Source organism: Yersinia rochesterensis (assembly GCF_003600645.1).
GTDB lineage: Bacteria > Pseudomonadota > Gammaproteobacteria > Enterobacterales > Enterobacteriaceae > Yersinia > Yersinia rochesterensis.
The window spans coordinates 2,213,994-2,234,816 of sequence record NZ_CP032482.1 but is presented as its reverse complement, the minus strand read 5'-3'; the positions used below and the strand labels follow the sequence as shown (position 1 = coordinate 2,234,816).

Sequence of the window (20,823 nt, the reverse complement as noted above, 5' to 3'; positions counted from 1 at the left end):
ATGATGTTACTGGCTGGTGCAATTTTTTTGCTCACTCTCGTTCTGGTTATCTGGCAACCCAGAGGACTCGGGATTGGCTGGAGCGCAATGTTGGGCGCTGGTCTGGCATTACTGACCGGTGTCGTTCACCTGGACGATATCCCAGTAGTCTGGCAGATTGTCTGGAATGCGACCGCCACTTTTATCGCCGTGATTATCATCAGTCTGCTGTTGGATGAGTCCGGTTTCTTTGAATGGGCTGCATTGCATGTTGCCCGCTGGGGCAACGGCCGTGGCCGATTGCTCTTTACCTGGATTATCTTGCTGGGTGCGATGGTAGCGGCATTGTTTGCCAATGATGGTGCGGCTCTTATCCTGACCCCGATTGTTATTGCGATGCTGCTGGCGCTGGGTTTCAACCAGGGGGCCACTTTAGCTTTTGTCATGGCTGCGGGATTTATTGCAGATACGGCCAGTCTGCCGCTGATTGTCTCGAATCTGGTGAATATCGTCTCGGCTGATTACTTTAACATCGGCTTCACTGAGTATGCCGCAGTCATGGTGCCTGTTAACCTCGCCGCCATCGCTACAACGCTAGTCATGTTGCACCTGTTTTTCCGCAAAGACATTCCCGCTGTTTACGATGTTTCCCTGTTAAAAGAACCGAAAAAAGCTATCCGAGATGTCAGTACCTTTAGAACCGGCTGGCTGGTGCTGGTCTTGTTGTTAGTCGGTTTCTTTGGCCTCGAACCACTCGGTATACCAGTCAGTTTGGTCGCCGCCGTTGGCGCACTGATTTTGCTTGCTGTCGCGAAGAAAGGCCATGCCATAAATACCGGCAAAGTACTGCGTGGTGCGCCCTGGCAGATTGTGATTTTCTCACTGGGTATGTACCTGGTGGTTTACGGTTTACGCAATGCAGGACTGACTCACTACCTTTCTGCCCTGCTAAATCAACTGGCTGAACAGGGATTGTTGATATCAACTTTAGGAACAGGGTTTCTGGCGGCTTTCCTCTCTTCCGTTATGAACAATATGCCGACCGTTCTGGTCGGGGCCTTGTCGATTGATGGCAGCGCAGCAACGGGTGTTATCAAAGAAGCGATGATTTATGCCAACGTAATAGGTAGCGACTTGGGGCCTAAGATTACTCCAATTGGCAGTCTGGCGACGTTGCTATGGCTGCATGTTTTGTCGCAGAAGAATATGACGATTACCTGGGGATATTACTTCCGGGTCGGCATTGTAATGACCGTCCCTGTGCTGTTTGTCACACTGATGGCATTAGCCTTGCGGTTATCCGTCGTACATTAGCTATTGTTTAACACATAGCTCCAGGCGCAATAATGTACTGGAGCCTCGACAAGAGATCATCCCGATGAGCAATGTCATTATTTATCATAATCCCGCATGTGGGACGTCCCGTAACACGTTGGCATTGATTCGCAACAGTGGCACTGAACCTAAAGTTATACTGTATCTGGAAACACCGCCAACCCGTGAAGAGTTGATGAAGTTGATTACAGATATGGGCATCAGGGTTCGGGCGTTGTTGCGCAAGAATGTCGAACCTTATGAACAATTGGGCTTGGCAGAAGATGCCTTTAGCGACGAACAATTGATTAATTTCATGTTGCAGCACCCTATTCTGATTAACCGGCCAATTGTTGTTACCCCTCTGGGTACCCGTTTATGCCGACCTTCTGAGAGGGTTCTGGATATTTTGACTGATGTGCAACGCGCTGCGTTTACCAAAGAAGATGGTGAACGGGTTGTTGATGAACAGGGTAAGCAGATCAATAAATAAGCACTGAAGCACTGATCGAGGGGGGCACTAAGTATTAGCCTATAAGCATTCACTTAGTACGCCCTATCCCACCTTTACTTTCTTTAATTGACTTCGGTCAACCATATGTCTGTATCCCATCATCATACAAGTCACTAGCAGAAATAATGGGGTTTATTTTAGTGACAACGTCACGTAAATCGCTGCTGGGTAAAGACGAACTGGTGACTAAACTCATAACCTCATTACGAAATGAGGGTATTTCCAATTATTCAAACAACTATTTTGCCGCCTCCAAAAACGAAACTATTACAAAGTTCGGCGCGGCACATGGCGTACCAACGATCCAACTGGAGTTCAGTAGCATTTGGATGGTGCCAAGTGACGGTAATTATGAATCACATCGGTTTGCACAACTGCTCCAGGGCATGGTTCGTTACGTCACTACAGTTAGCTCCAACTAAGACAAATGTCGCATTTTGTAGCTTCGCTCCCACTGGGCCTTTTAGCTGTTTTTGCTGGTAACTTGGCCATGAAGCCTTTTACCTCCGCTATCTTATATCGATTCCGTTTCCGCTCTACCTTGCTGATCAATGGGTTATTGAATGCAGTGGCCATCCCCGTTGGAAAATTTCCAGATAGCATTTGTGGTTATTGGTGTAGTCGCATTACTATCAATTGTGGATATATTAACACTTAGCCGTGATGCGGGTGATGAAGTGCGTAAGAGGCCGTCCAAACGGCAATAGCGTCCAGCTGTACTTAAGAGTATGTTAATCATATCAATTATATTATTGGCACCGAAAAATAAGGAATGCACATGATCGTTTTCGTCACAGGCGCGACCTCCGGGTTTGGTGAAGCTATCACTCGCAAGTTTATCAGTCACGGTCATCAGGTTATTGCAACGGGGCGGCGTCAGGAGCGGTTGGAAGAATTAAAGGCCGAATTAGGTGAACCGCTGCATATTGTGCGGTTAGATGTCCGTAATCGCGCGGCTATTCAACATGTTATTGATGAACTCCCGACAGAGCTGAAAAACATTGATGTGCTGGTGAATAATGCCGGTTTGGCATTGGGGCTGGAACCCGCTCACAAAGCCAATGTTGAAGATTGGGACACAATGATTGACACCAATACCAAAGGTTTGGTGAATATGACCCGAGCTTTGCTTCCTGCAATGGTGGCGCGCGATATGGGGCATATTATTAATATCGGTTCTACCGCGGCTAACTGGCCTTATGCCGGCGGCAATGTGTATGGTGCGACCAAAGCTTTTGTTAAGCAGTTTAGTCTGGGGCTGCGCGCCGATCTGCATGGCACCCATATCCGCGTAACGGATATTGAGCCAGGAATGGTCGGTGGCACTGAATTCTCGGCAGTTCGTTTTAAAGGCGACGGGGATAAAGTCAATAAAACCTACGATGGGGCCAATCCATTGATACCTGAAGATGTTGCTGAAGCGGTATATTGGGTGGCCACATTACCTGCTCGCGTGAATATCAACACACTGGAAATGATGCCGGTGAGCCAATCTTTTGCTGGATTAAGTATTCACCGCGAAGGTTAGCCGATAAGTAATATCGATAGATAATATCGTGTTTGGGGCGTTGACCGCCCCACTCTTAATTTACCCGCCAGCCAGCAACAATAATTAGCATGCCCGCCAGCGCTACTGCCGCGCCGACCCAATCGAATACTGAGAGCTTCACACCATCAACAACACGTAGCCAAATTAATGCTGTCGCGACATAAACGCCGCCGTATGCGGCATAGATTCGCCCACTGGCCGTGGGATGCAGGGTTAATAGCCAAACGAATAAGGCCAAACTGGCTGCCGCTGGCAATAATAGCCAAATAGTTCCGCCTTTTCGTAACCACAAATAAGGTAAGAAACAGCCAATAATCTCAGCCAATGCGGTTACAAAAAACAGTAACGTAGTTTTTATCACATTTAGATCTCTTTTAATGTTGACAATGAGTTACGTCAAAACAGTTGTGGGAATTAATAGTAGCCCTAAATAATGCGAGTTGCAGGAAAGCGGCAAATGAGGGAACCCCGCTGAGCTTCACCGCACATGTAGCTTGAAGCATGACGGGTATACCTATTATCAACAAGCTTATCACTGACTAGTCTAGATGCTGCGAGCGATGGTATAATTTTTTTATCTGCTGATAATGGCCTGATGAATTAATATCACCGACTCATAAAGGACTTAAGACGATGAACATAAGTAGCCTGCCACGCCTGATGCGCGCTTTCCTCCCCTTAGCCGTGTTGGCTTTACCGCTGATGTGGCAAACGCCTGCGTTGGCGCAATCGGCCACTTGTACTCAAGGTAGCACCTGTGTTTCCGTTGGCGGGAACAATGACCCAATGTCAAAAGAACAAGCACGCCAAAGCCAACAACAATGGGATGAAACCCAGCGCCTGCGTAACAAAGTGAATAACCGGGTAGAAAAGAATTTCGATAAAGACGACCGTGCTGAAGATGCGAAAGATAATTGCGAAAGCAGCGAAAATCTCAATGCTTATTGGGAACCTAACACCCAACGCTGTCTGGATCGTTTGTCCGGTCGTAAGATTAATCCCTAATAGACGAGATTGGCTCAGATTAACTTGAGGTTATGTGAACCAAGGCTATCCTTAGGTTAGGCAAGCTATTCATCCACATAAGGATTTTATGATGAAAAAAACGTTTATTATCAGCGTATTGTTATTATCTTTAGCACCATTGGCTGCTTTGGCATCTTGTGAAAGTGTCAAAGCCGATATCACGCAAAAGATTATCAGTAATGGCGTGCCTGAATCTGGTTTTAAATTGGATATCGTTCCTAACGATCAGGTACAACAAGCGGGTGGACAAGTTGTTGGGCATTGTGAAAATGATACCCAGAAGATTGTTTATACCCGTATCACTGACGGCGAATAACGTTTTGATTTTAGGGTGCACTTTTCGGTGCACCCTTTCCGTTTATGCTTATCAACTCTTCATCAAACCGGAACCAGCCAGAACCCACATAACACGGGGGACAGGACAGGAAACATATATATCCAGGATTCTTTATTCAGGTGTGGTCGTTTCTTTGATGTCTGGCAGATAAAGATAATATTGACGATTAAGCAGAATATGAAATAAAAGACTGCCAACATGTCATAACCCAAGCCAACCATATCCTGTATTTTTCGGGATGATAAAGTAAAGAAGAGCCGCTGATGCAACCGGATAAAGTGATAACAACAGCAACCATAATATCTGGCTGCGAACGCTTATAGTTTCCTTCATGGTACTTGTCCTTCCCTGAGAATAAAGCTGCGTTTGAAAACACCAATATATACTTATTATTTATATTAATGTGGAATTTTACTGAGTAGTATCAAGAAAATATTACTTCGGGAGTCATCTATACAAAAAGCAGTATTGGCGTAGGATATTATTAATTTGGCCCTACCCTAAAATTTACTGGTCATTAGCGTGATGACCAGTAACAATCTATCTGTATACCTACCTCTTTATGATAAAAATATGGGGCCAACCGCGATATGTCAGTCAGTTTTTTGCTATGAAACGGCCCGCTCATTGGTATTACTACCGCGCAATGCTGCGCCGACTGATAATTGCCATCATGCTGGGCATCATGTCTGCGGTGATTGTTTGGTTATTTCATCAGGCAATGTTGGGTCTTGAGTGGGTATTATTTGCTCGGACGGATGGCAGCCTGGTCGCGGCGGCTTCTTCTATTAATGGCTGGCGGCGTGCAGTAACACCGGCTCTAGGTGGGCTGGCCGCAGGATCATTATTATGGGTCTATCAGCGTTATCGACATCAAAAGCCCAGCGCCCCTACCGATTATATGGAGGCCATTGAAATTGGAGATGGTCGATTAGATGTTTCCGCCAGTTTAATCAAGTCCCTGGCCTCATTATTGGTGGTTTCTAGCGGCAGTGCTATTGGCCGTGAAGGCGCGATGGTGCTTTTGGCGGCATTGTTTGCTTCTGTTTTCGCACAGCGCTATGCCAAACCCAAAGAATGGAAATTATGGGTTGCTTGTGGTGCCGCCGCCGGTATGGCCAGCGCCTATCATGCACCACTGGCTGGTAGCTTATTTATTGCAGAGATTCTGTTCGGTACTCTAATGCTGGCTTCTCTCGGGCCAGTGGTTATTGCGGCCGTCAGTGCATTGCTCACCAGCAATTTGTTACACGGCGGTCAGGAAACACTGTATCAAGTACAAGCACTGCCATCCCCCTGGCCGATACAGTATCTCCTAATGGCACTATTAGGATTATTAGCCGGTTTTTGTGGGCCTCTATTTCTCAAAGCGATGACCGCCAGCGGACATGCTTTTCGGTCGTTGAATTTATCACCGCCACTACAATTAGCACTGGGCGGGATAATTGTAGGGTTATTATCGCTAATTTTCCCGGAAGTCTGGGGCAATGGTTACAGTGTGGTGCAATCATTATTAACCACGCCTCCGGGGATTTTATTAATTGGCGGCATACTAATTTGTAAGTTATTGGCGGTATTGGCCAGTAGCGGCTCGGGGGCTCCCGGCGGGGTATTTACCCCCACTCTGTTTGTTGGTGCGGCGCTAGGTATGTTATGTGGGCAAATGTTTGCCTGGTGGCCATGGTTTGGTGGCAATATGTTTGGTGACAATATTGCGCTATTAATGGCATTAACAGGAATGGCGACATTGCTGGCTGCCACCACGCACGCGCCTATCATGGCCGCGCTGATGGTGTGTGAAATGACCGGTGAATACACCCTGCTTCCAGGGCTACTATTATCCTGTGTTATTTCGACAACAATAGCCCGTTGGTTACGCCCTATTTCTGTCTATCATTCACGCTAAAATGCGTCGATAAAGACGTCAATTAGAGACGATTATTAATTTTACCAATAACACTATTTCACTTATAACACTATCAACAAGTAACCGTCATAGCCCCTAAATAATTCGAGTCGCAGAAAGGCGGCCAACGCACATGCAACTTGAAATATGGCGGATATAAATATATTACTTAACCATTGCGGTTAGATCTAAATACTTGGCCAGAGGTTTTTGTTCTGGGTGCGGCAGATAAGGTAATTGCCCTAATTGTGGTGCAGGTAAACGCTCGCGTAACATTGCGATTGTTTCAGCATAATGGGCAAGTCCGGGATTAATACGGTTAGCAACCCACCCTAATAAGGGTAAGCCATCATTGATAATAGCTTGAGCTGTTAATAAAGCATGATTAATACAGCCTAATTTAATTCCGACGACTAAAATAACCGGTAACTGCTCTTGCACCACCCAATCAGAATAAAAGCGCTGATCATTCATCATCACTTTCCAGCCGCCACAACCTTCGACGACAACAGTGTCGGCTTTGGTGGCTAATTGCCGCAATCCTTCCGTCATTTTGTTGTAGTTAATGAGGGTGCCCGAACAAGCATGGATAACATCCCCAGCCAGTGGGTATGGGTTAACTTCCTGATAATCCACTTCAATTGAAGATGAAGCTTGTAAAATCAGTGCATCCTGGTTACGCAATCCATCCGGAGTTTCTTGACTCTCTGTCGCTACCGGCTTATAGCCCACAGCTGTTCTGCCATTTTGGCTTAAGGCCTGAAGTAAGGCCCGTGACACTACGGTTTTACCAACAGCTGTGTCGGTACCCGTCACAAAAACACGCGTTAACATAACAATACTCCGCAATCTGGCCACGTCGACTCAAGTCTTTCCGCCTAATATTAGCGAAATTGATAACATAGATAAAAGTCTAGGCGATGCCGACAACAGACAGCTTGCGTTAGCGCAATGTTTTGCTGAACTGGGTGATATTTTTAACGGATAGCGCCCAATAATACTGGGAATATGGCCCATATACTCACTAATAATTAACTCTTAATTATTAGTGACGCCCTATCCTTGGAGTAATTTCACCAACAATGAGCCATTATATAATGCTTCTTTTACCAGTGCCGCTCCGGGCATGGTTCCCTGATTAAAAAATGCGGTCGGTTCAACAAGAATATTCTCACTGTAAGCTAGAAGCGCTTGCTGGCGGATACAAGATGCAATGGCGGGATGGAGAATAGAGGCCGCTTTATTTAATGGTGAACCAACCAGAATTTTTTCTGGATTAAATAAATTGACCATAATGGCAATAATTCGCCCGACGCTATGGCCAACACCCAAAATAATATCTTTAGCTAATTGATCACCAGTTAAAGCCGCATCACATAAAGATTCAACGGTCAGTGGTGAGCCATGTAATAAAGAACTCATTGAGCCATTTAATCGTTGCTGAGCAATTTCCAGCATATTTTCAATACTGGCAACGGTTTCCAGGCAACCATGATTACCGCAATAACAGCGTTTGCCATAAGGGTCAACTTGAGTATGACCAATTTCAATAACACTACGGCTACCCGCATGTAATACTCGGCCAGCAGTAATCACCCCAGCGCCAACATTATGATCAATCACGACTTGAATAACATTCTGGCAGCCGCGCGAAGCCCCATACAGAGCTTCAGCCATCGTCCAAGCGCAAATATCATGTTGCAGATAAACCGGTAACCCAGTTAACTCTTCTAACGCCGGGCCAAGTAGCATCTCATTGACGTCATAAAACGGCATTTTATGCACAATACCTGCTGGCGCATCAATGATGCCCGGCATGGTAATGGCGATGGCAGTCAGCCTTTCAAGTTTTTCCTGATGCCGGATAAAGAACTGTTCGACTTCGCTGAGAATACGGTTAAGTAAAGGTTCTGGATGACTATCCGGTAATGGAATCTGGTCTTCGACGACCAGTTTACTGCTGAGATCGCGCAATGCGAGAGTAATAAAACCTCGGCTGATTCGCCCAGAGACGTAGTGCCAAGCCTCGGTATCGAGCACCAAACCAATTGCTGGCCGCCCACGGCTGCCCACATCTTGATATTCGGTCTCTTTCACCAGATGCGCTTCAACCAATTCCCGCACAATCTTGGTGATACTGGCGGGGGCCAGTTGCGCCCTTTTAGACAGTTCAATACGGGATATCGGGCCGAACAAATCAATCAGCCGATAAACAGCCCCTGCATTGGTTTGCTTGATTTGATCAATATGCCCAGGCGGTCCATCCGTTATCACTAAACCGGCTCCTTCTCTGTCACCGAGTATTTTTCGCGCTTCTAAATAAAGATTATGGGCTATGTTGGGGCTTTTAGCATATGGCGTCAACTATTTGATTAGTTATGTGATTTACTGCACATAATCACCCATACCCTTTGACTCCGTGCTGGTTATTCACACGAAATAAGCTTAAAAAACAGCCGCCACCATTATTGACTCTCGGCAGACTAAACGTCTTTATGCTTTGCCGCATCGGGAAGATCCGCCATCATCAGGCGAATCAATGCTTCTGCTGGCGCGGTCACTGGCCGATTTTTATGATTAACCAACCACACCTCGGTAGTGGCACTGGCTTCCGCCAAGGGTAAATATTTCACCCCATCCACTTTTACCCGTGTAAATGACGCGGGCAAGATAGAAACACCTAAACCTGAGGAAACCAGACCGACAATCGTCATCGCCTCCCCGACTTCTTGCGTAATATAAGGCGTGATACCGGCGCGGGCTAACAATGCAAGAATCTCATCGTAAAGTGCGGTACCAACCTCCCGCGAAAAGAACACAAAAGGCTGTTCAGCCAAGGCGCTAAATTTAACACGGCCTAGGGGTAAAGCGGCTAACGGACTTTCTTCGTGCACCACCGCGACTAAGGGTTCACGTAACAGCAGACGGTATTGCAATGCATCTGGCAAGCGAGTGTTGCGCATTACGCCAAGATCAAGTCGCCCGTCCAATAATGGTTCAATTTGCTGTTTGCTATTGATTTCACGCATTTTAATATGGACTTGCGGATGTAATTGACGAAAAGCCCGCAAATTTTTGGACACTGTGCTAATAAAAGGGGCGGATGAGGTAAAACCGATGGTCAGTTCCCCGGATTCTCCGCGATGCAGCCGCGCAGCTTTCTCAGATGCCGAATTTACCTGCGCCAGAATTTGATAAGCTTCTTTTAAAAACAGTTCGCCAGCTTGAGTCAGACTGACATTGCGGTTATTGCGGGCAAACAACCGCGCCCCAATTTGTTCTTCCAGAATTTGAATTTGTTGACTCAATGGTGGTTGAGAAATACGCAAGCGCTCTGCAGCTCGTCCGAAGTGCAACTCTTCTGCCACCGCAATGAAATAACGTAAGTGCCTGAGTTCAATACTCATTCAACCCCATTGATACTTTTAAAGTATTATTACTAATGATTAATATATTAGACAAAAAACTCCGCTATTCCTATGATTTTGTTATTAGCTGGCCCCTTGCTCTCGCAGCACCTGTATTATTGATAAGGAAATACCGTGACTCCCTCTTTGCGCGCTCCGACGACGGATACCGCAGTGCCATCCCATCCAGTAAATGATGCTACCACCCGCTTAATTGCGGCGCGAAAACGCCCTTATATTCAACGCGGTACGCCAGAGTTTATGCGCGTCACACTGGCTTTTTTTTCCGCTGGTTTAGCCACCTTTGCCCTACTCTATTGTATACAACCCATCCTGCCGCTGTTATCGCAGGATTTTTCTATCTCTCCGGCAAGCAGCAGTTTATCGCTTTCATCTGCGACTGGAATGCTGGCCTTGGGGCTGATGTTTACCGGCCCATTATCAGATGCAATTGGCCGTAAATCGGTGATGGTGGTCGCGCTGATGCTGGCGGCTATCTGCACATTAATTTGTTCTTTTATGACCAGCTGGCATGGAATTTTGTTGATGCGGGCATTGATTGGCTTATCCCTTAGTGGGGTTGCTGCTGTGGCCATGACCTACCTCAGTGAGGAGATCCACCCCAGTTTTGTTGCTCTCTCTATGGGGCTGTATATCAGCGGAAACTCTATTGGCGGGATGAGCGGCCGCTTGGTCACTGGGGTATTGAGTGATTTCTTTTCCTGGCGCATTGCATTGGCGGTAATTGGTTTATTTGCTTTGGCCGCCGCTTGTCTGTTCTGGCGTATTCTTCCAGCTTCTAAACACTTCCGGGCAACCCCGCTACGGCCCCGAACACTGGTGATCAATTTCAAGCTACATTGGCGTGATTCGGGCTTACCTTTGCTGTTCGCCGAAGGTTTTTTAATTATGGGCAGCTTTGTGACTTTATTTAATTACATTGGTTATCGTTTGTTGGCGCAGCCCTATTATCTCAGTCAGGCCATCGTGGATTTATTATCGATAGTTTATCTTACCGGCTCTTATAGCTCACCCAAAGCCGGTGCTTTGACTAGCCGTTATGGTCGGGGGCCGGTGTTAATGGCGTCAATAAGCATGATGTTGATTGGGGTTATCATCACCGGTTTCTCCCCTGTGATAATAATCTTTATCGGGATGATGATATTTACCGCTGGTTTTTTTGCCGCACATTCTGTGGCCAGCAGTTGGATTGGTCGCCGTGCCCGTCGTGCTAAAGCACAAGCCTCTTCACTTTATCTATTTTGCTATTATGCAGGTTCGAGTGTTGCAGGAACATTAGGCGGTGTTTTCTGGCTTAATTTAGGTTGGACTGGCGTTGTTTCATTTATCGCCACTCTTTTGTTGCTCGCGTTGTATGTCGGTCAGAGATTACGAAAATTGCCCGAAGCCGCCAGAATTTAATCTAAAATCAAATAAAGTCGATGTGATGTCACATTACAATTTGACGTCCTCTCTGCTATGTACCTATGATTAGAACGAACCTAACGATTTTAGGTGACTGTTGCTTGGAATATAAATTAAGTCTCTAATGTATTAAGGGATTTTATGACGAGACGTTTCCTTAATTTATTTAATGTCAGGAGAAAATATGACAACTCACTTTCTTACGCTTTGGGACATACTGGCGACAACATTTTCAATTTTCTTTTTCATCGCATACTTGCTGATTTTGTTTCAGGTCATTTCCGACCTATTCAGGGATCATGAGCTTGGTGGCTTTTATAAAGCAATTTGGATCTTGTTCTTGCTCTTCATCCCGTTACTCACCTCTCTTGTGTATCTTATTACCCGTGGCAAAGGCATGGCGCAACGCTATCGGGCCTCGGTGCAGAAATCAGTTTCTGATACTAATGAGTATATCCGGCACGTTGCGGGTAAATCACCGGCAGAACAGATCGCTGATGCTAAAAAATTATTAGATGAAGGGACTATCAATGAAAGCGAATACCAGCAGCTAAAAGCTAAAGCGCTATCTTAACATCCTGATTTTTGACTAAAGGCTAACGGCATTCATTTGCCATTTAGCCTTTTTTTATTCCCAGGATTAAATGGATAAAAGTAATCGACAGTGTTTAGCGAGATTCGGCAATGAAATATTATTTATTACCGCGCTCACGACACAATCCTTTTGTAAATGACTCAAGCATAGAGAGGAAGGCCGGCGATGGCTTTCTCATAATAATATCTGCCACAGTCAGCCCCACCCACCTGATGATGCCGATAATGTTGTTCCATGCTGCATATATCAGTTTATTAATAGATAACTCAGGGCTTTCATAGGTGTCTTTTTACTGATATAACAGATGTATGTTGTAACTAAAATGGCATTTTTTAGAAAAGATGATGAATAAATATGATTTGATAGATCGACTAAATAACCGCTTTACCTCATTGGAAATCGGATTGCAGGATCTCCACCAGCAACTGGCTGATTTACCTTTACTTGCTGCTCGTGTTTTTTCTTTGCCCGAAATAGAAAAAGGCACCGAGCATCAGCCGATAAATCATATTCCCGTGAGCGCAACGGTTGGTACTCAAGCTCGAGAGCTGGCTTTACAGCATTATCAGCGATTATTTATTCACCACCAAAGCCAGAATGTCAGCAGCAAAGCCGCCCTCCGGCTCCCTGGGGTACTCTGTTTTTCAGTGACCGATAGCCAATTAGCAGCTTGCCAACAGAGCATCCAATACATTAATCAGTTAAAAATAGAGCTGGAACATATCATTACCGTTGAATCAGGCTTACCGAGTGAACAGCGTTTCGAGTTTGTTCACACCCACTTGCATGGGCTGATAACATTAAATACTTACCGCACTATTACCCCGTTAATAAATCCCAGTTCGGTACGTTTTGGCTGGGCGAACAAACATATTATTAAAAATGTCACACGCGAAGAAATTCTGACACAGCTAAACAAAAGCTTGAATGCAGGCCGTGCTGTTCCAACATTTACCCGCGAGCAATGGGCTGATTTGATTAATAAAGAAATTAATGATGTTAAGCAACTGCCAGAAAAGGCGCACTTAAAAATCAAACGGCCGGTAAAAGTGCAACCTATTGCGCGAATCTGGTATCAGGAACAGCAGAAACAAGTACAACATCCCTGCCCTATGCCATTGATTGCATTTTGCCAGGTTCAATCAGAGATTGAATTGCCTAAATTAGGGGAGTTAACCGATTACAATGTCACTCAGATTAAGCATAAATATAAACCCGAAGCCAAACCTTTGCGTTTGTTGGTGCCAAGGTTGCATTTACATGTTGAAATAGAGAAATAAAATATAGGTAAATTATTGTGCTGTATATAAAACCTAAACGTTATGCTTCTCTCGGGGTTATTATTGCAGCTCAATCACCAGAAGAAATTAACCCCTTCGCGGAGAATTTTCTTAGGGACATAGTTATTCAACCCTGACGCGTGACAATATTCAATCAAATCTTTTAAAGAGTGACATCCCGCTTTCTCATAAATAAATCTAAGCCTATTTTCAATAGTTCTATTTGATAGGAATAATTTCTTTGCTATTTCTTTGGCTGTCATTTTTTGAATGGCATAAAAGATGATATCAAGTTCTTTTTCTGAAAAGTCATCTACCGGAGGAGTCAGTGTAATAACGGCGGGTTTTAAACTTTTAAAAAAATCACAGACAGAAATGAAGTTAAACTTTTTACCAAAAAAAACAGTTCCTAGCACATCCCCATTGGCGTTATAGATAGGAAATTTAGGGAAGTACCACGGTGAAAGAACTTTTTCCCGCCCAAAAGGTGAAGTCACAATGATCTCCGCCCCCTCTCTGCTTTGCTCTGCCTTTCTATCGTGAGCCTTGAAGTCGTCACTATACTCAGACCATTGGCATGGCATCTCTTCATCTAAACGCCCTTCAAAATCAAATCCCGGCTGAAGATCAAACAAATCAAGACAAGATTCATTTAAATAAACGAATTTAGATTTATTATCTTTTATCGCCCAAGGAATGCTGGCTTTCTCCATGATAGCAATAAGCGATATTCTGCTGAGTGAATCAACGGTTAAACTAGATATATCGGGCTGACTACTTTTTCTTTTTTTATCTTCCATAAAATAAACTCCTGCTGAGTTAAAATATCACTTTAACAAATGAAAACCACCCTAACTATCGCCACCTGATGGCTCACGTAAAAAACTAATCAATGACATTATTCACGAAAACAAATAATCGATCATTTTAAAATACATTGTGGAAATATATCACGCAAAGAGAAGCAAATAACATTCTAAGTTAAAAATGGAAAAAAACACTACCTAAATAAGATGATTTTTTATTTTTAACCTATTACCTGACATTGTTTTAATTATCACACTTATTACATATCCTAATAATATAATGTCGTTGGGCTCTCCCTGTCACGCCGGAAAGAGATCCCGGCGTGACAGGAAAGACACAAACGACTATTTCATGCTTCCAACCATATTTTCTGGTTTGACCCATTCATCAAACTGCTCATCAGTAACATAGCCAAGTTTCAGCGCAGCGGCTTTGAGTGTCAGCCCCTCTTTATGAGCTTTCTTGGCAATCTCAGCCGCTTTGTCATAGCCAATATGAGTATTCAGCGCAGTAACTAACATTAACGATTCATTGAGCAACTGAGTAATTCGGTCACGATTAGGTTCAATACCCACCGCACAATGCTCATTAAAACCGCGTATACCATCAGCCAACAGGCGAATAGATTGCAGGAAATTATGAATCACTAACGGGCGGAAGACGTTTAATTCAAAGTTACCGGACGCCCCGCCAATATTGATGGCAACATCGTTACCCATCACTTGCGCGCATAACATAGTCATGGCTTCACATTGGGTCGGATTTACTTTACCCGGCATGATAGAACTGCCCGGCTCATTCTCAGGAATAGAAATCTCACCAATACCACAGCGAGGGCCGGAGGACAGCCATCGCACATCGTTGGCAATTTTCATCAGCGATGCTGCTAAACCTTTCAATGCACCATGGCCATGAACTAATGCATCACAGGTGGCAAGTGCTTCAAATTTATTCGGCGCGGTGATAAAGGGTTGCTGAACCAATGCGGCTATCTCATTGGCTACGCGCACAGCATATTCTGGATGAGTATTTAGGCCGGTTCCCACGGCGGTGCCACCTAGCGCCAACTCACAAAGGTGAGGAATAGTCGCTTCAATATGCTGTACGCTGTGGGCCAACATTGCCACCCAGCCCGAAATCTCCTGCCCCAACGTCAATGGGGTGGCGTCTTGTAAATGCGTCCGACCAATCTTCACTATATCGCGATAGGCTTCGGCTTTCTTAGCCAAAGTCCCCTGCAATGCTTTTAACTCAGGCAATAAATGTTCTCTTAACCCAATAACTGCAGCGACATGCATTGCCGTTGGAAATACATCATTTGAACTTTGGCTTTTATTAACATCATCATTAGGATGAACCAAACGATGATTACCCCGCTCCCCCCCTAATAATTCACTAGCACGGTTAGCCAGCACCTCATTCATATTCATATTAGTTTGGGTGCCGGATCCTGTTTGCCAAATAGAAAGCGGAAACTCGCCAGCATGGTCGCCATTCAATACTTCGTCAGCCGCCGCCATGATAGCTTTAGCGCGATCGGTGGGTAACAAGCCCAGCGCCATATTGACCTGTGCCGCCGCCCGTTTGGTCAGCGCCAACGCATGAATCAATTCGGTCGGCATTTTCTCTTGCGAAATACGGAAATGTTCCAGTGAACGCTGGGTTTGTGCGCCCCATAATTGACTTGCCGGCACATCGATAGGCCCCATTGAATCGTTTTCACTGCGGGTGGTCACCATCACTGTCTCCTTAGCATATAGAACAAAAAGTTGAGGTCTGACGGGTATAGCATGGCATATTTATCACCTTATTTATGCGAGTGATTCGCATTTTCACCATTTTAGTCGTTTCAGCGCCGTGGTGAATTGCATTACCACTTGCAACCCCTACATCCCCATTGTTTACTAAGGGGCAATTTTTTATCAGGATAATGTTTTTATCCGGGCGATAAGTTTCGCCAAACTCGATGGCAGATAATCAACATGCAAAAAATGAAGAATGCAGTACAAAACTACGCCTGGGGCAGCACTGATGCACTGACTAAACTTTACGGCATGGCGAACCCGCAAAATCAGCCCATGGCTGAATTATGGATGGGTGCTCATCCCAAAAGCAGTTCTGAAGTGGCTGATGCCAAAGGGCAATGGCATTCATTGCGTGAAGTTATTGAGCAAGATCCAGATGCCAATCTAGGCCATGATGTTTTCCAACGTTTCGGCGAATTACCTTTCCTGTTCAAAGTGCTGTGTGCTGCTCAGCCATTATCCATTCAGGTACACCCAAGTAAGGCTGCGGCTGAAATTGGCTTTGCTAAAGAGAATCAAGCTGGTATTCCACTGGATGATGCCGAACGCAATTATAAAGATGCCAACCATAAGCCAGAGTTGGTTTATGCCCTGACTCCTTTCCAGGCCATGAATGGTTTCCGCATGTTGGATGACATCGAAAAATTACTCCAGCCGATAGCCGCCGCTCATCCGGATATCGCCGCGTTTCTCCGCGAACCTGACACTGAACATTTAGCAACATTATTTGCCCATTTGCTGAGTATGGCTGGCGAAGAGAAAACTCGCGCGCTGGGAATTTTGAAAGCGGCCTTGAATAACCAATTAGGTGAGCCATGGGATACTATCCGCAGTATTTCGCGTTTCTACCCTGATGACAGTGGTTTGTTCTCGCCCTTGTTGTTAAATGTGGTGACACTGCAACCCGGTGAAGCCATGTTCCTGTATGCCGAAACACCGCATGCCTATCTGGACGGTGTGGCGCTGGAGGTGATGGCGAACTCGGATAATGTATTACGCGCCGGGCTGACACCTAAATTTATTGATATTCCCGAGTTAATGGCTAATCTGCAATTTATCCCGAAACCCGCGTCTACTCTGCTGACAACACCGCAACAGCACGGTCACGAATTAGTGTTCCCAATCCCGGTTGAGGATTTTGCCTTTTCGCTGCATACCTTAACGCCAGAGCCGCAAATGTTGGCGCAGAACAGTGCCGCGATCGTATTTTGCGTTCAAGGCCAAGCGATATTGAAGAAACAACAGCAAGTCATTACGCTGCAACCGGGAGAATCTTGTTTTGTTCCGGCGAATGAATCGCCAGTGAGTGTCCTCGGAGTGGGGTCAATTGCCCGTGTTTACAACGGAGGGTGAACGAACTCACTCATTTTGTTGTCTATTGCTGGTCTTTTGATGCTGCGGTGGTTAAATTTCACCATCGCAATAAGTCTTTATCGTCGCAATAATATTTGTGAATGTTTAATCTAGGCCTATATTAGTTTGGGATATGTTGTTTTCTTACGGTGTTATTTAATTAGTCACTCATTACCGCGTTCAACATAGTGAATTTGGTGTATTAGAAAAGGATGAACAGAACAATGAAAAAATCGTTAGTGGCTGTCAGCGTCATTGTGGTACTTGGCGCTGCATGGACTGGGGCCTCATGGTATACCGGCAAATTGATTGAACAACGAATGGGCGAATTGGTTAACAACGCAAACGACCAGATCAGAACTTTGCTACCTCAAGCTGGCGTAAAATTCGCCTATAAAGATTATCAGCGCGGTCTGTTCAGTAGCCAAGTTCGCTATATTTTACAATCTGATAGCACTGTTTCCGGCGAAAAAGCCTTAAAAGATGGCGACGAAGTGGCATTTATCGAAACTATCGATCACGGCCCATTCCCATTAGCGCAGTTAAAAAAATTCAATCTGATCCCAAGCATGGCCTCGGTACACACCGAGCTTGCCAATACGCCAGCATTGAAAAAACTGTTTGAAGTCACCAAAGGCCAATCGCCCTTTACTGCAGACTCCCGCATTTCATACAGCGGCGATACCTCTTCTGCCATTACTTTCATTCCGATTGATTATCAGCAAAACACCACCAGCATGAAATTCGCTGGTGCTAAAATTGATGCTGATGTGTCGCGAGATCTGCGCAAGGTGAAAATGAGTGGTTCTAGTGACAGTCTTGTTTTTGCGAGCAAAAATCATTGGGATCAACTTGAGCAATTTAGTCTGCAAGGTTTGGTCATTAAAAGTGACACCAATGTAGGCAAGTTTGATCTCAGCATTGGTGACCAACAACTGAGCATCAAGCAGATCGGTTTAAATATCGATGGCAAAGACACCGCGACACTGGTTGGTTTTAACCTGAATACTCAATTAGGCGAAACCGATAAAGATTTGAACGGTAAGTTGACCTATACATTAGACGCGCTAAAAATTCAGGATAATGACTTTGGTGCCGGTAAATTGGCCTTCAGTTTCGACCATCTGGACGGTCAAAGCTTGAAACTATTCTCCAGCGCCTATAATCAACAAGCCTTGAAAGCTGTTCAGGCGGGTGAAAATCTGGATCCGGAAGCTTATCAGCAACAAATGGCCGAAATATTACTGGCTAACCTCCCTGCTCTGCTGAAAGGTAATCCGACAATTAGCATTGCACCACTGAGCTGGAAAAATGCCAAAGGGGAAAGCACCTTTACTCTGAATGTTGCTCTGACTGATCCAACACAAGCGAAAGCAACTGATGAACCGCTTCTCGCGCAGTCAGTGAAAAAAATCGACGCGACGTTGACCATTCCGATGGCAATGGCAACCGAACTGACAACCCAAACCGCGCGTCTACAGGGCTACAGCCCAGAAGAAGCCCAAAAAATGGCACAACAACAGGTTCAAGGCATTGCTGCTATGGGCCAGATGTTTAAACTGACCACCACCAAAGATGATGTTATCAGCAGCAGTTTCCATTTTGCCGATAACCAGGTTGATTTGAATGGTCAGAAAATGTCGCTGCAAGAATTCGTTGGCCTGTTTGGTATGTTCGGTGGTGCACCTGCTGAAGAAGATACCGGCCCCGAGTCTGAAGGTATGCCAGTAGAACCTGCACCCGCAGTTCCAGCACAATAAGTTGTTGAACGATTCTCAGTAATAGAATTCAGTCATAAAATTGAAATTGCGAACGGGGCCTGATGGCCCCGTTTTTTTATCCATCAAGGTTAGGTTTTCGCGGATAATAAGGTTTTGGTCAATTTGACCGACTGGCTGGATAAAGAATTTTCATACACAAGCGAACCCCTGCCGCAATAATTATCATTAAAATAATCCTCTTACGTGCCATAATTTAAATAACGGGTCATGTGACTATTTTTGACAAATTGTGATTTCAAAATCAGAATATCGCTTAATCGAACGTATATATGACAGGAAAGAAATGATTTAACTGCCCCTGAGTTATCGCTGTAATATGTCAATCGCTTCTGAAAATGACCAATACGCTAATACGCTGGCAGTTACACAGAATTATAGACAGGCTCCGTTCAACACATTGCTACATTGCTGCTGCTTTTTTGCTGACAGCATAATTGTGTATATCATGACAAACAGAGAAAGATAACGATGAAACCGTCGTCAAACCTTACGCAAAAAGTTATCCCCATAGTGATCTGGACGTTGATTTATTACCTTTCTGGCGTAATTTCTCTAAAATTTGACGATCCAGCCTCACATATTTCGATTGTCTGGTTTCCAGCTGGGGTCGCCACGGCGGCTTTTTTATGTGCACGTTGGCGTCAATGGCCTGTGTTACTGGGCTGTTTTGTTATTATCAATCTTGCTCTTGATAACTCCCTACAAGAAAACTATATATTATCAATATGTTATGCGTTTCTCTCCATGCCATCAACCATGCTTATCGCCTGGATAGTACGCCACTATTCCCGTCCAAGAGATGATCTGCATGTCGTTCTCATGTGGACCTTTTCTACCATTATTGTCAGCCTGTTAGATGCACTGTTTGTCTCAATCGGTTTTGTTCTGTTTAATAAAGGGACATTTCAGGAGATTTTCTGGATCGGGTTTGTTGCTGATGTTACCGGGATATTCTTCGCTACCACGGTCATCATGGGGTTCTTCAACACTCGATTTCGTACCCAAATTTCGCCGGTCAAGAATAAGCTTTTAGGTTCTATCATCTGGCTTATGCTGTGTTTATTGACTTTATTAATCTTCAATAATTCACTAAAAGAATTTAGTAGCAATATATTACACCTCCATAACGATATGCTCATTTTCACCTTTGCCTGTCTGCCGATCATCCTGGCTGTCATGTTATCTATCTTATGGGGAAATCATGGCGGCTCTATTGCCCTACTGACATTGGCGACTATTGTCATTTACTTCACTGGGAAAGGCTATGGGCCATTTTTCATCAATGGGTTGCACCACGGGGAGCCTTTGCTTTTAGTCCAATGCTATCTGACAGCAACGGCGCTGCTCATGGTTTTCCTGCGTGTTCTTACGCGAAGTATGCCTCATTTTGACGAAACCGATGGGGTACAACATGCCGTTTACCAACTCAATCTAAACACCGGTGAGATTGAGTGGGGCCACCTTTCTGGCGAGTTGGCCAACATTGACTCCGCTATTATGTCCACGATGAATAAATTAATTGAGCAGATTCACCCTGATGACAGAAATAAAGTGCTAGAGCATTGGGGAAGCTGCGGCGAGCAACAGAACTTACCCCGACTCGACTTCCGATTTAATGACCAAAAAGGCAATTGGGTAACCATCACTGACAGTGAAAGTATTTTGTTCAACCACCATGAGCCACGCATGATCATTGGAAATTGGCATATTACGAACTCTGTGCCTCTTTTTAAAGCCAACTGAGA

General features: G+C 44.9%; 20 protein-coding genes and 1 pseudogene. 14 read left to right on the top strand and 7 right to left on the bottom strand.

Annotation, left to right across the window (positions count from 1 at the left end):
• The first annotated feature begins 3 nt into the window (after window positions 1-3).
• From DXZ79_RS10460 to ydfG, 5 genes and pseudogenes are all read left to right on the top strand, one after another.
• Window positions 4-1,293, top strand: a complete 1,290-nt coding sequence (locus DXZ79_RS10460; RefSeq protein WP_038632895.1) for an arsenic transporter — start codon at window positions 4-6, stop codon at window positions 1,291-1,293.
• A gap of 64 nt (window positions 1,294-1,357) precedes the next feature.
• Complete coding sequence (gene arsC, locus DXZ79_RS10455; RefSeq protein ID WP_038632897.1) at window positions 1,358-1,786, top strand: glutaredoxin-dependent arsenate reductase; 429 nt, start codon at window positions 1,358-1,360, stop codon at window positions 1,784-1,786.
• A 161-nt stretch (window positions 1,787-1,947) separates the two neighbouring features.
• Complete coding sequence (locus DXZ79_RS10450) at window positions 1,948-2,229, top strand: hypothetical protein (RefSeq protein ID WP_145540826.1); 282 nt, start codon at window positions 1,948-1,950, stop codon at window positions 2,227-2,229.
• A gap of 23 nt (window positions 2,230-2,252) precedes the next feature.
• Window positions 2,253-2,514, top strand: a pseudogene (locus DXZ79_RS10445) (MFS transporter); the annotation flags it as partial.
• Window positions 2,515-2,585: 71 nt separating this feature from the next.
• Window positions 2,586-3,335 (top strand): bifunctional NADP-dependent 3-hydroxy acid dehydrogenase/3-hydroxypropionate dehydrogenase YdfG, encoded by a 750-nt coding sequence (ydfG, locus tag DXZ79_RS10440; RefSeq protein WP_038632915.1) that lies wholly within the window; start codon window positions 2,586-2,588, stop codon window positions 3,333-3,335.
• Window positions 3,336-3,390: 55 nt separating this feature from the next.
• Here ydfG and DXZ79_RS10435 read toward each other — a convergent pair whose 3' ends face one another.
• Entirely contained in the window at window positions 3,391-3,717 is a 327-nt protein-coding gene (locus DXZ79_RS10435) for a YnfA family protein (RefSeq protein ID WP_038632918.1), read from the bottom strand.
• A gap of 272 nt (window positions 3,718-3,989) precedes the next feature.
• Between DXZ79_RS10435 and DXZ79_RS10430 the strand changes: the two genes are divergently transcribed.
• The gene (locus DXZ79_RS10430) at window positions 3,990-4,361 is read left to right on the top strand and encodes a DUF1283 family protein (RefSeq protein WP_042562372.1); all 372 of its coding nucleotides are present in this window, start codon (window positions 3,990-3,992) and stop codon (window positions 4,359-4,361) included.
• 91 nt (window positions 4,362-4,452) lie between these two features.
• Complete coding sequence (locus tag DXZ79_RS10425; protein ID WP_042562371.1) at window positions 4,453-4,698, top strand: DUF1161 domain-containing protein; 246 nt, start codon at window positions 4,453-4,455, stop codon at window positions 4,696-4,698.
• 222 nt (window positions 4,699-4,920) lie between these two features.
• On the opposite strand, the gene DXZ79_RS21125 is transcribed toward DXZ79_RS10425, so the two are convergent.
• A complete protein-coding gene (locus DXZ79_RS21125) occupies window positions 4,921-5,052 on the bottom strand; it encodes a hypothetical protein (protein ID WP_280524500.1) in 132 nt (43 codons plus the stop codon).
• Window positions 5,053-5,329: 277 nt separating this feature from the next.
• Here DXZ79_RS21125 and clcB point away from each other — a divergent pair, with 277 nt between their 5' ends.
• Window positions 5,330-6,625 carry a voltage-gated ClC-type chloride channel ClcB gene (gene clcB / locus DXZ79_RS10420; RefSeq protein WP_042562370.1) on the top strand — a complete coding sequence of 432 codons (1,296 nt, stop codon included), beginning with the start codon at window positions 5,330-5,332 and terminating at the stop codon, window positions 6,623-6,625.
• A 165-nt stretch (window positions 6,626-6,790) separates the two neighbouring features.
• Here the strand turns inward: clcB and bioD are convergent, their stop codons facing one another.
• The 3 genes from bioD to DXZ79_RS10405 all read right to left on the bottom strand — a co-directional run bounded on the left by bioD (window position 6,791) and on the right by DXZ79_RS10405 (window position 10,032).
• On the bottom strand, window positions 6,791-7,459 hold the full coding sequence (bioD, locus tag DXZ79_RS10415) for a dethiobiotin synthase (protein ID WP_042562369.1): 669 nt from the start codon (window positions 7,457-7,459) through the stop codon (window positions 6,791-6,793).
• Window positions 7,460-7,681: 222 nt separating this feature from the next.
• Window positions 7,682-8,899 (bottom strand): sugar metabolism global transcriptional regulator Mlc, encoded by a 1,218-nt coding sequence (gene mlc, locus DXZ79_RS10410; RefSeq protein WP_038632921.1) that lies wholly within the window; start codon window positions 8,897-8,899, stop codon window positions 7,682-7,684.
• A gap of 209 nt (window positions 8,900-9,108) precedes the next feature.
• A complete protein-coding gene (locus DXZ79_RS10405; RefSeq protein ID WP_038632924.1) occupies window positions 9,109-10,032 on the bottom strand; it encodes a LysR family transcriptional regulator in 924 nt (307 codons plus the stop codon).
• Between the two features lie 174 nt (window positions 10,033-10,206).
• On the opposite strand from DXZ79_RS10405, the gene DXZ79_RS10400 reads away from it, so the two are divergent.
• From DXZ79_RS10400 to tus, 3 genes are all read left to right on the top strand, one after another.
• Window positions 10,207-11,454 carry an MFS transporter gene (locus DXZ79_RS10400; protein ID WP_425330482.1) on the top strand — a complete coding sequence of 416 codons (1,248 nt, stop codon included), beginning with the start codon at window positions 10,207-10,209 and terminating at the stop codon, window positions 11,452-11,454.
• A gap of 187 nt (window positions 11,455-11,641) precedes the next feature.
• Window positions 11,642-12,031: an SHOCT domain-containing protein gene (locus DXZ79_RS10395; RefSeq protein WP_038632927.1), complete on the top strand. Its 390-nt coding sequence runs from the start codon at window positions 11,642-11,644 to the stop codon at window positions 12,029-12,031.
• Between the two features lie 365 nt (window positions 12,032-12,396).
• The gene (gene tus / locus DXZ79_RS10390) at window positions 12,397-13,332 is read left to right on the top strand and encodes a DNA replication terminus site-binding protein (protein WP_215624504.1); all 936 of its coding nucleotides are present in this window, start codon (window positions 12,397-12,399) and stop codon (window positions 13,330-13,332) included.
• Window positions 13,333-13,406: 74 nt separating this feature from the next.
• On the opposite strand, the gene DXZ79_RS10385 is transcribed toward tus, so the two are convergent.
• Together DXZ79_RS10385 and fumC are read right to left on the bottom strand one after the other, a co-directional pair.
• On the bottom strand, window positions 13,407-14,132 hold the full coding sequence (locus DXZ79_RS10385; protein ID WP_050291711.1) for a helix-turn-helix transcriptional regulator: 726 nt from the start codon (window positions 14,130-14,132) through the stop codon (window positions 13,407-13,409).
• Between the two features lie 351 nt (window positions 14,133-14,483).
• Entirely contained in the window at window positions 14,484-15,878 is a 1,395-nt protein-coding gene (fumC, locus tag DXZ79_RS10380) for a class II fumarate hydratase (RefSeq protein WP_050291712.1), read from the bottom strand.
• Window positions 15,879-16,121: 243 nt separating this feature from the next.
• Here fumC and manA point away from each other — a divergent pair, with 243 nt between their 5' ends.
• The 3 genes from manA to DXZ79_RS10365 all read left to right on the top strand — a co-directional run bounded on the left by manA (window position 16,122) and on the right by DXZ79_RS10365 (window position 20,821).
• Window positions 16,122-17,297, top strand: a complete 1,176-nt coding sequence (manA, locus tag DXZ79_RS10375; protein ID WP_038632939.1) for a mannose-6-phosphate isomerase — start codon at window positions 16,122-16,124, stop codon at window positions 17,295-17,297.
• A 224-nt stretch (window positions 17,298-17,521) separates the two neighbouring features.
• Window positions 17,522-19,057, top strand: a complete 1,536-nt coding sequence (locus DXZ79_RS10370) for a YdgA family protein (protein ID WP_038632943.1) — start codon at window positions 17,522-17,524, stop codon at window positions 19,055-19,057.
• Window positions 19,058-19,546: 489 nt separating this feature from the next.
• A complete protein-coding gene (locus tag DXZ79_RS10365) occupies window positions 19,547-20,821 on the top strand; it encodes an MASE1 domain-containing protein (protein WP_038632946.1) in 1,275 nt (424 codons plus the stop codon).
• Window positions 20,822-20,823: the final 2 nt, after the last annotated feature.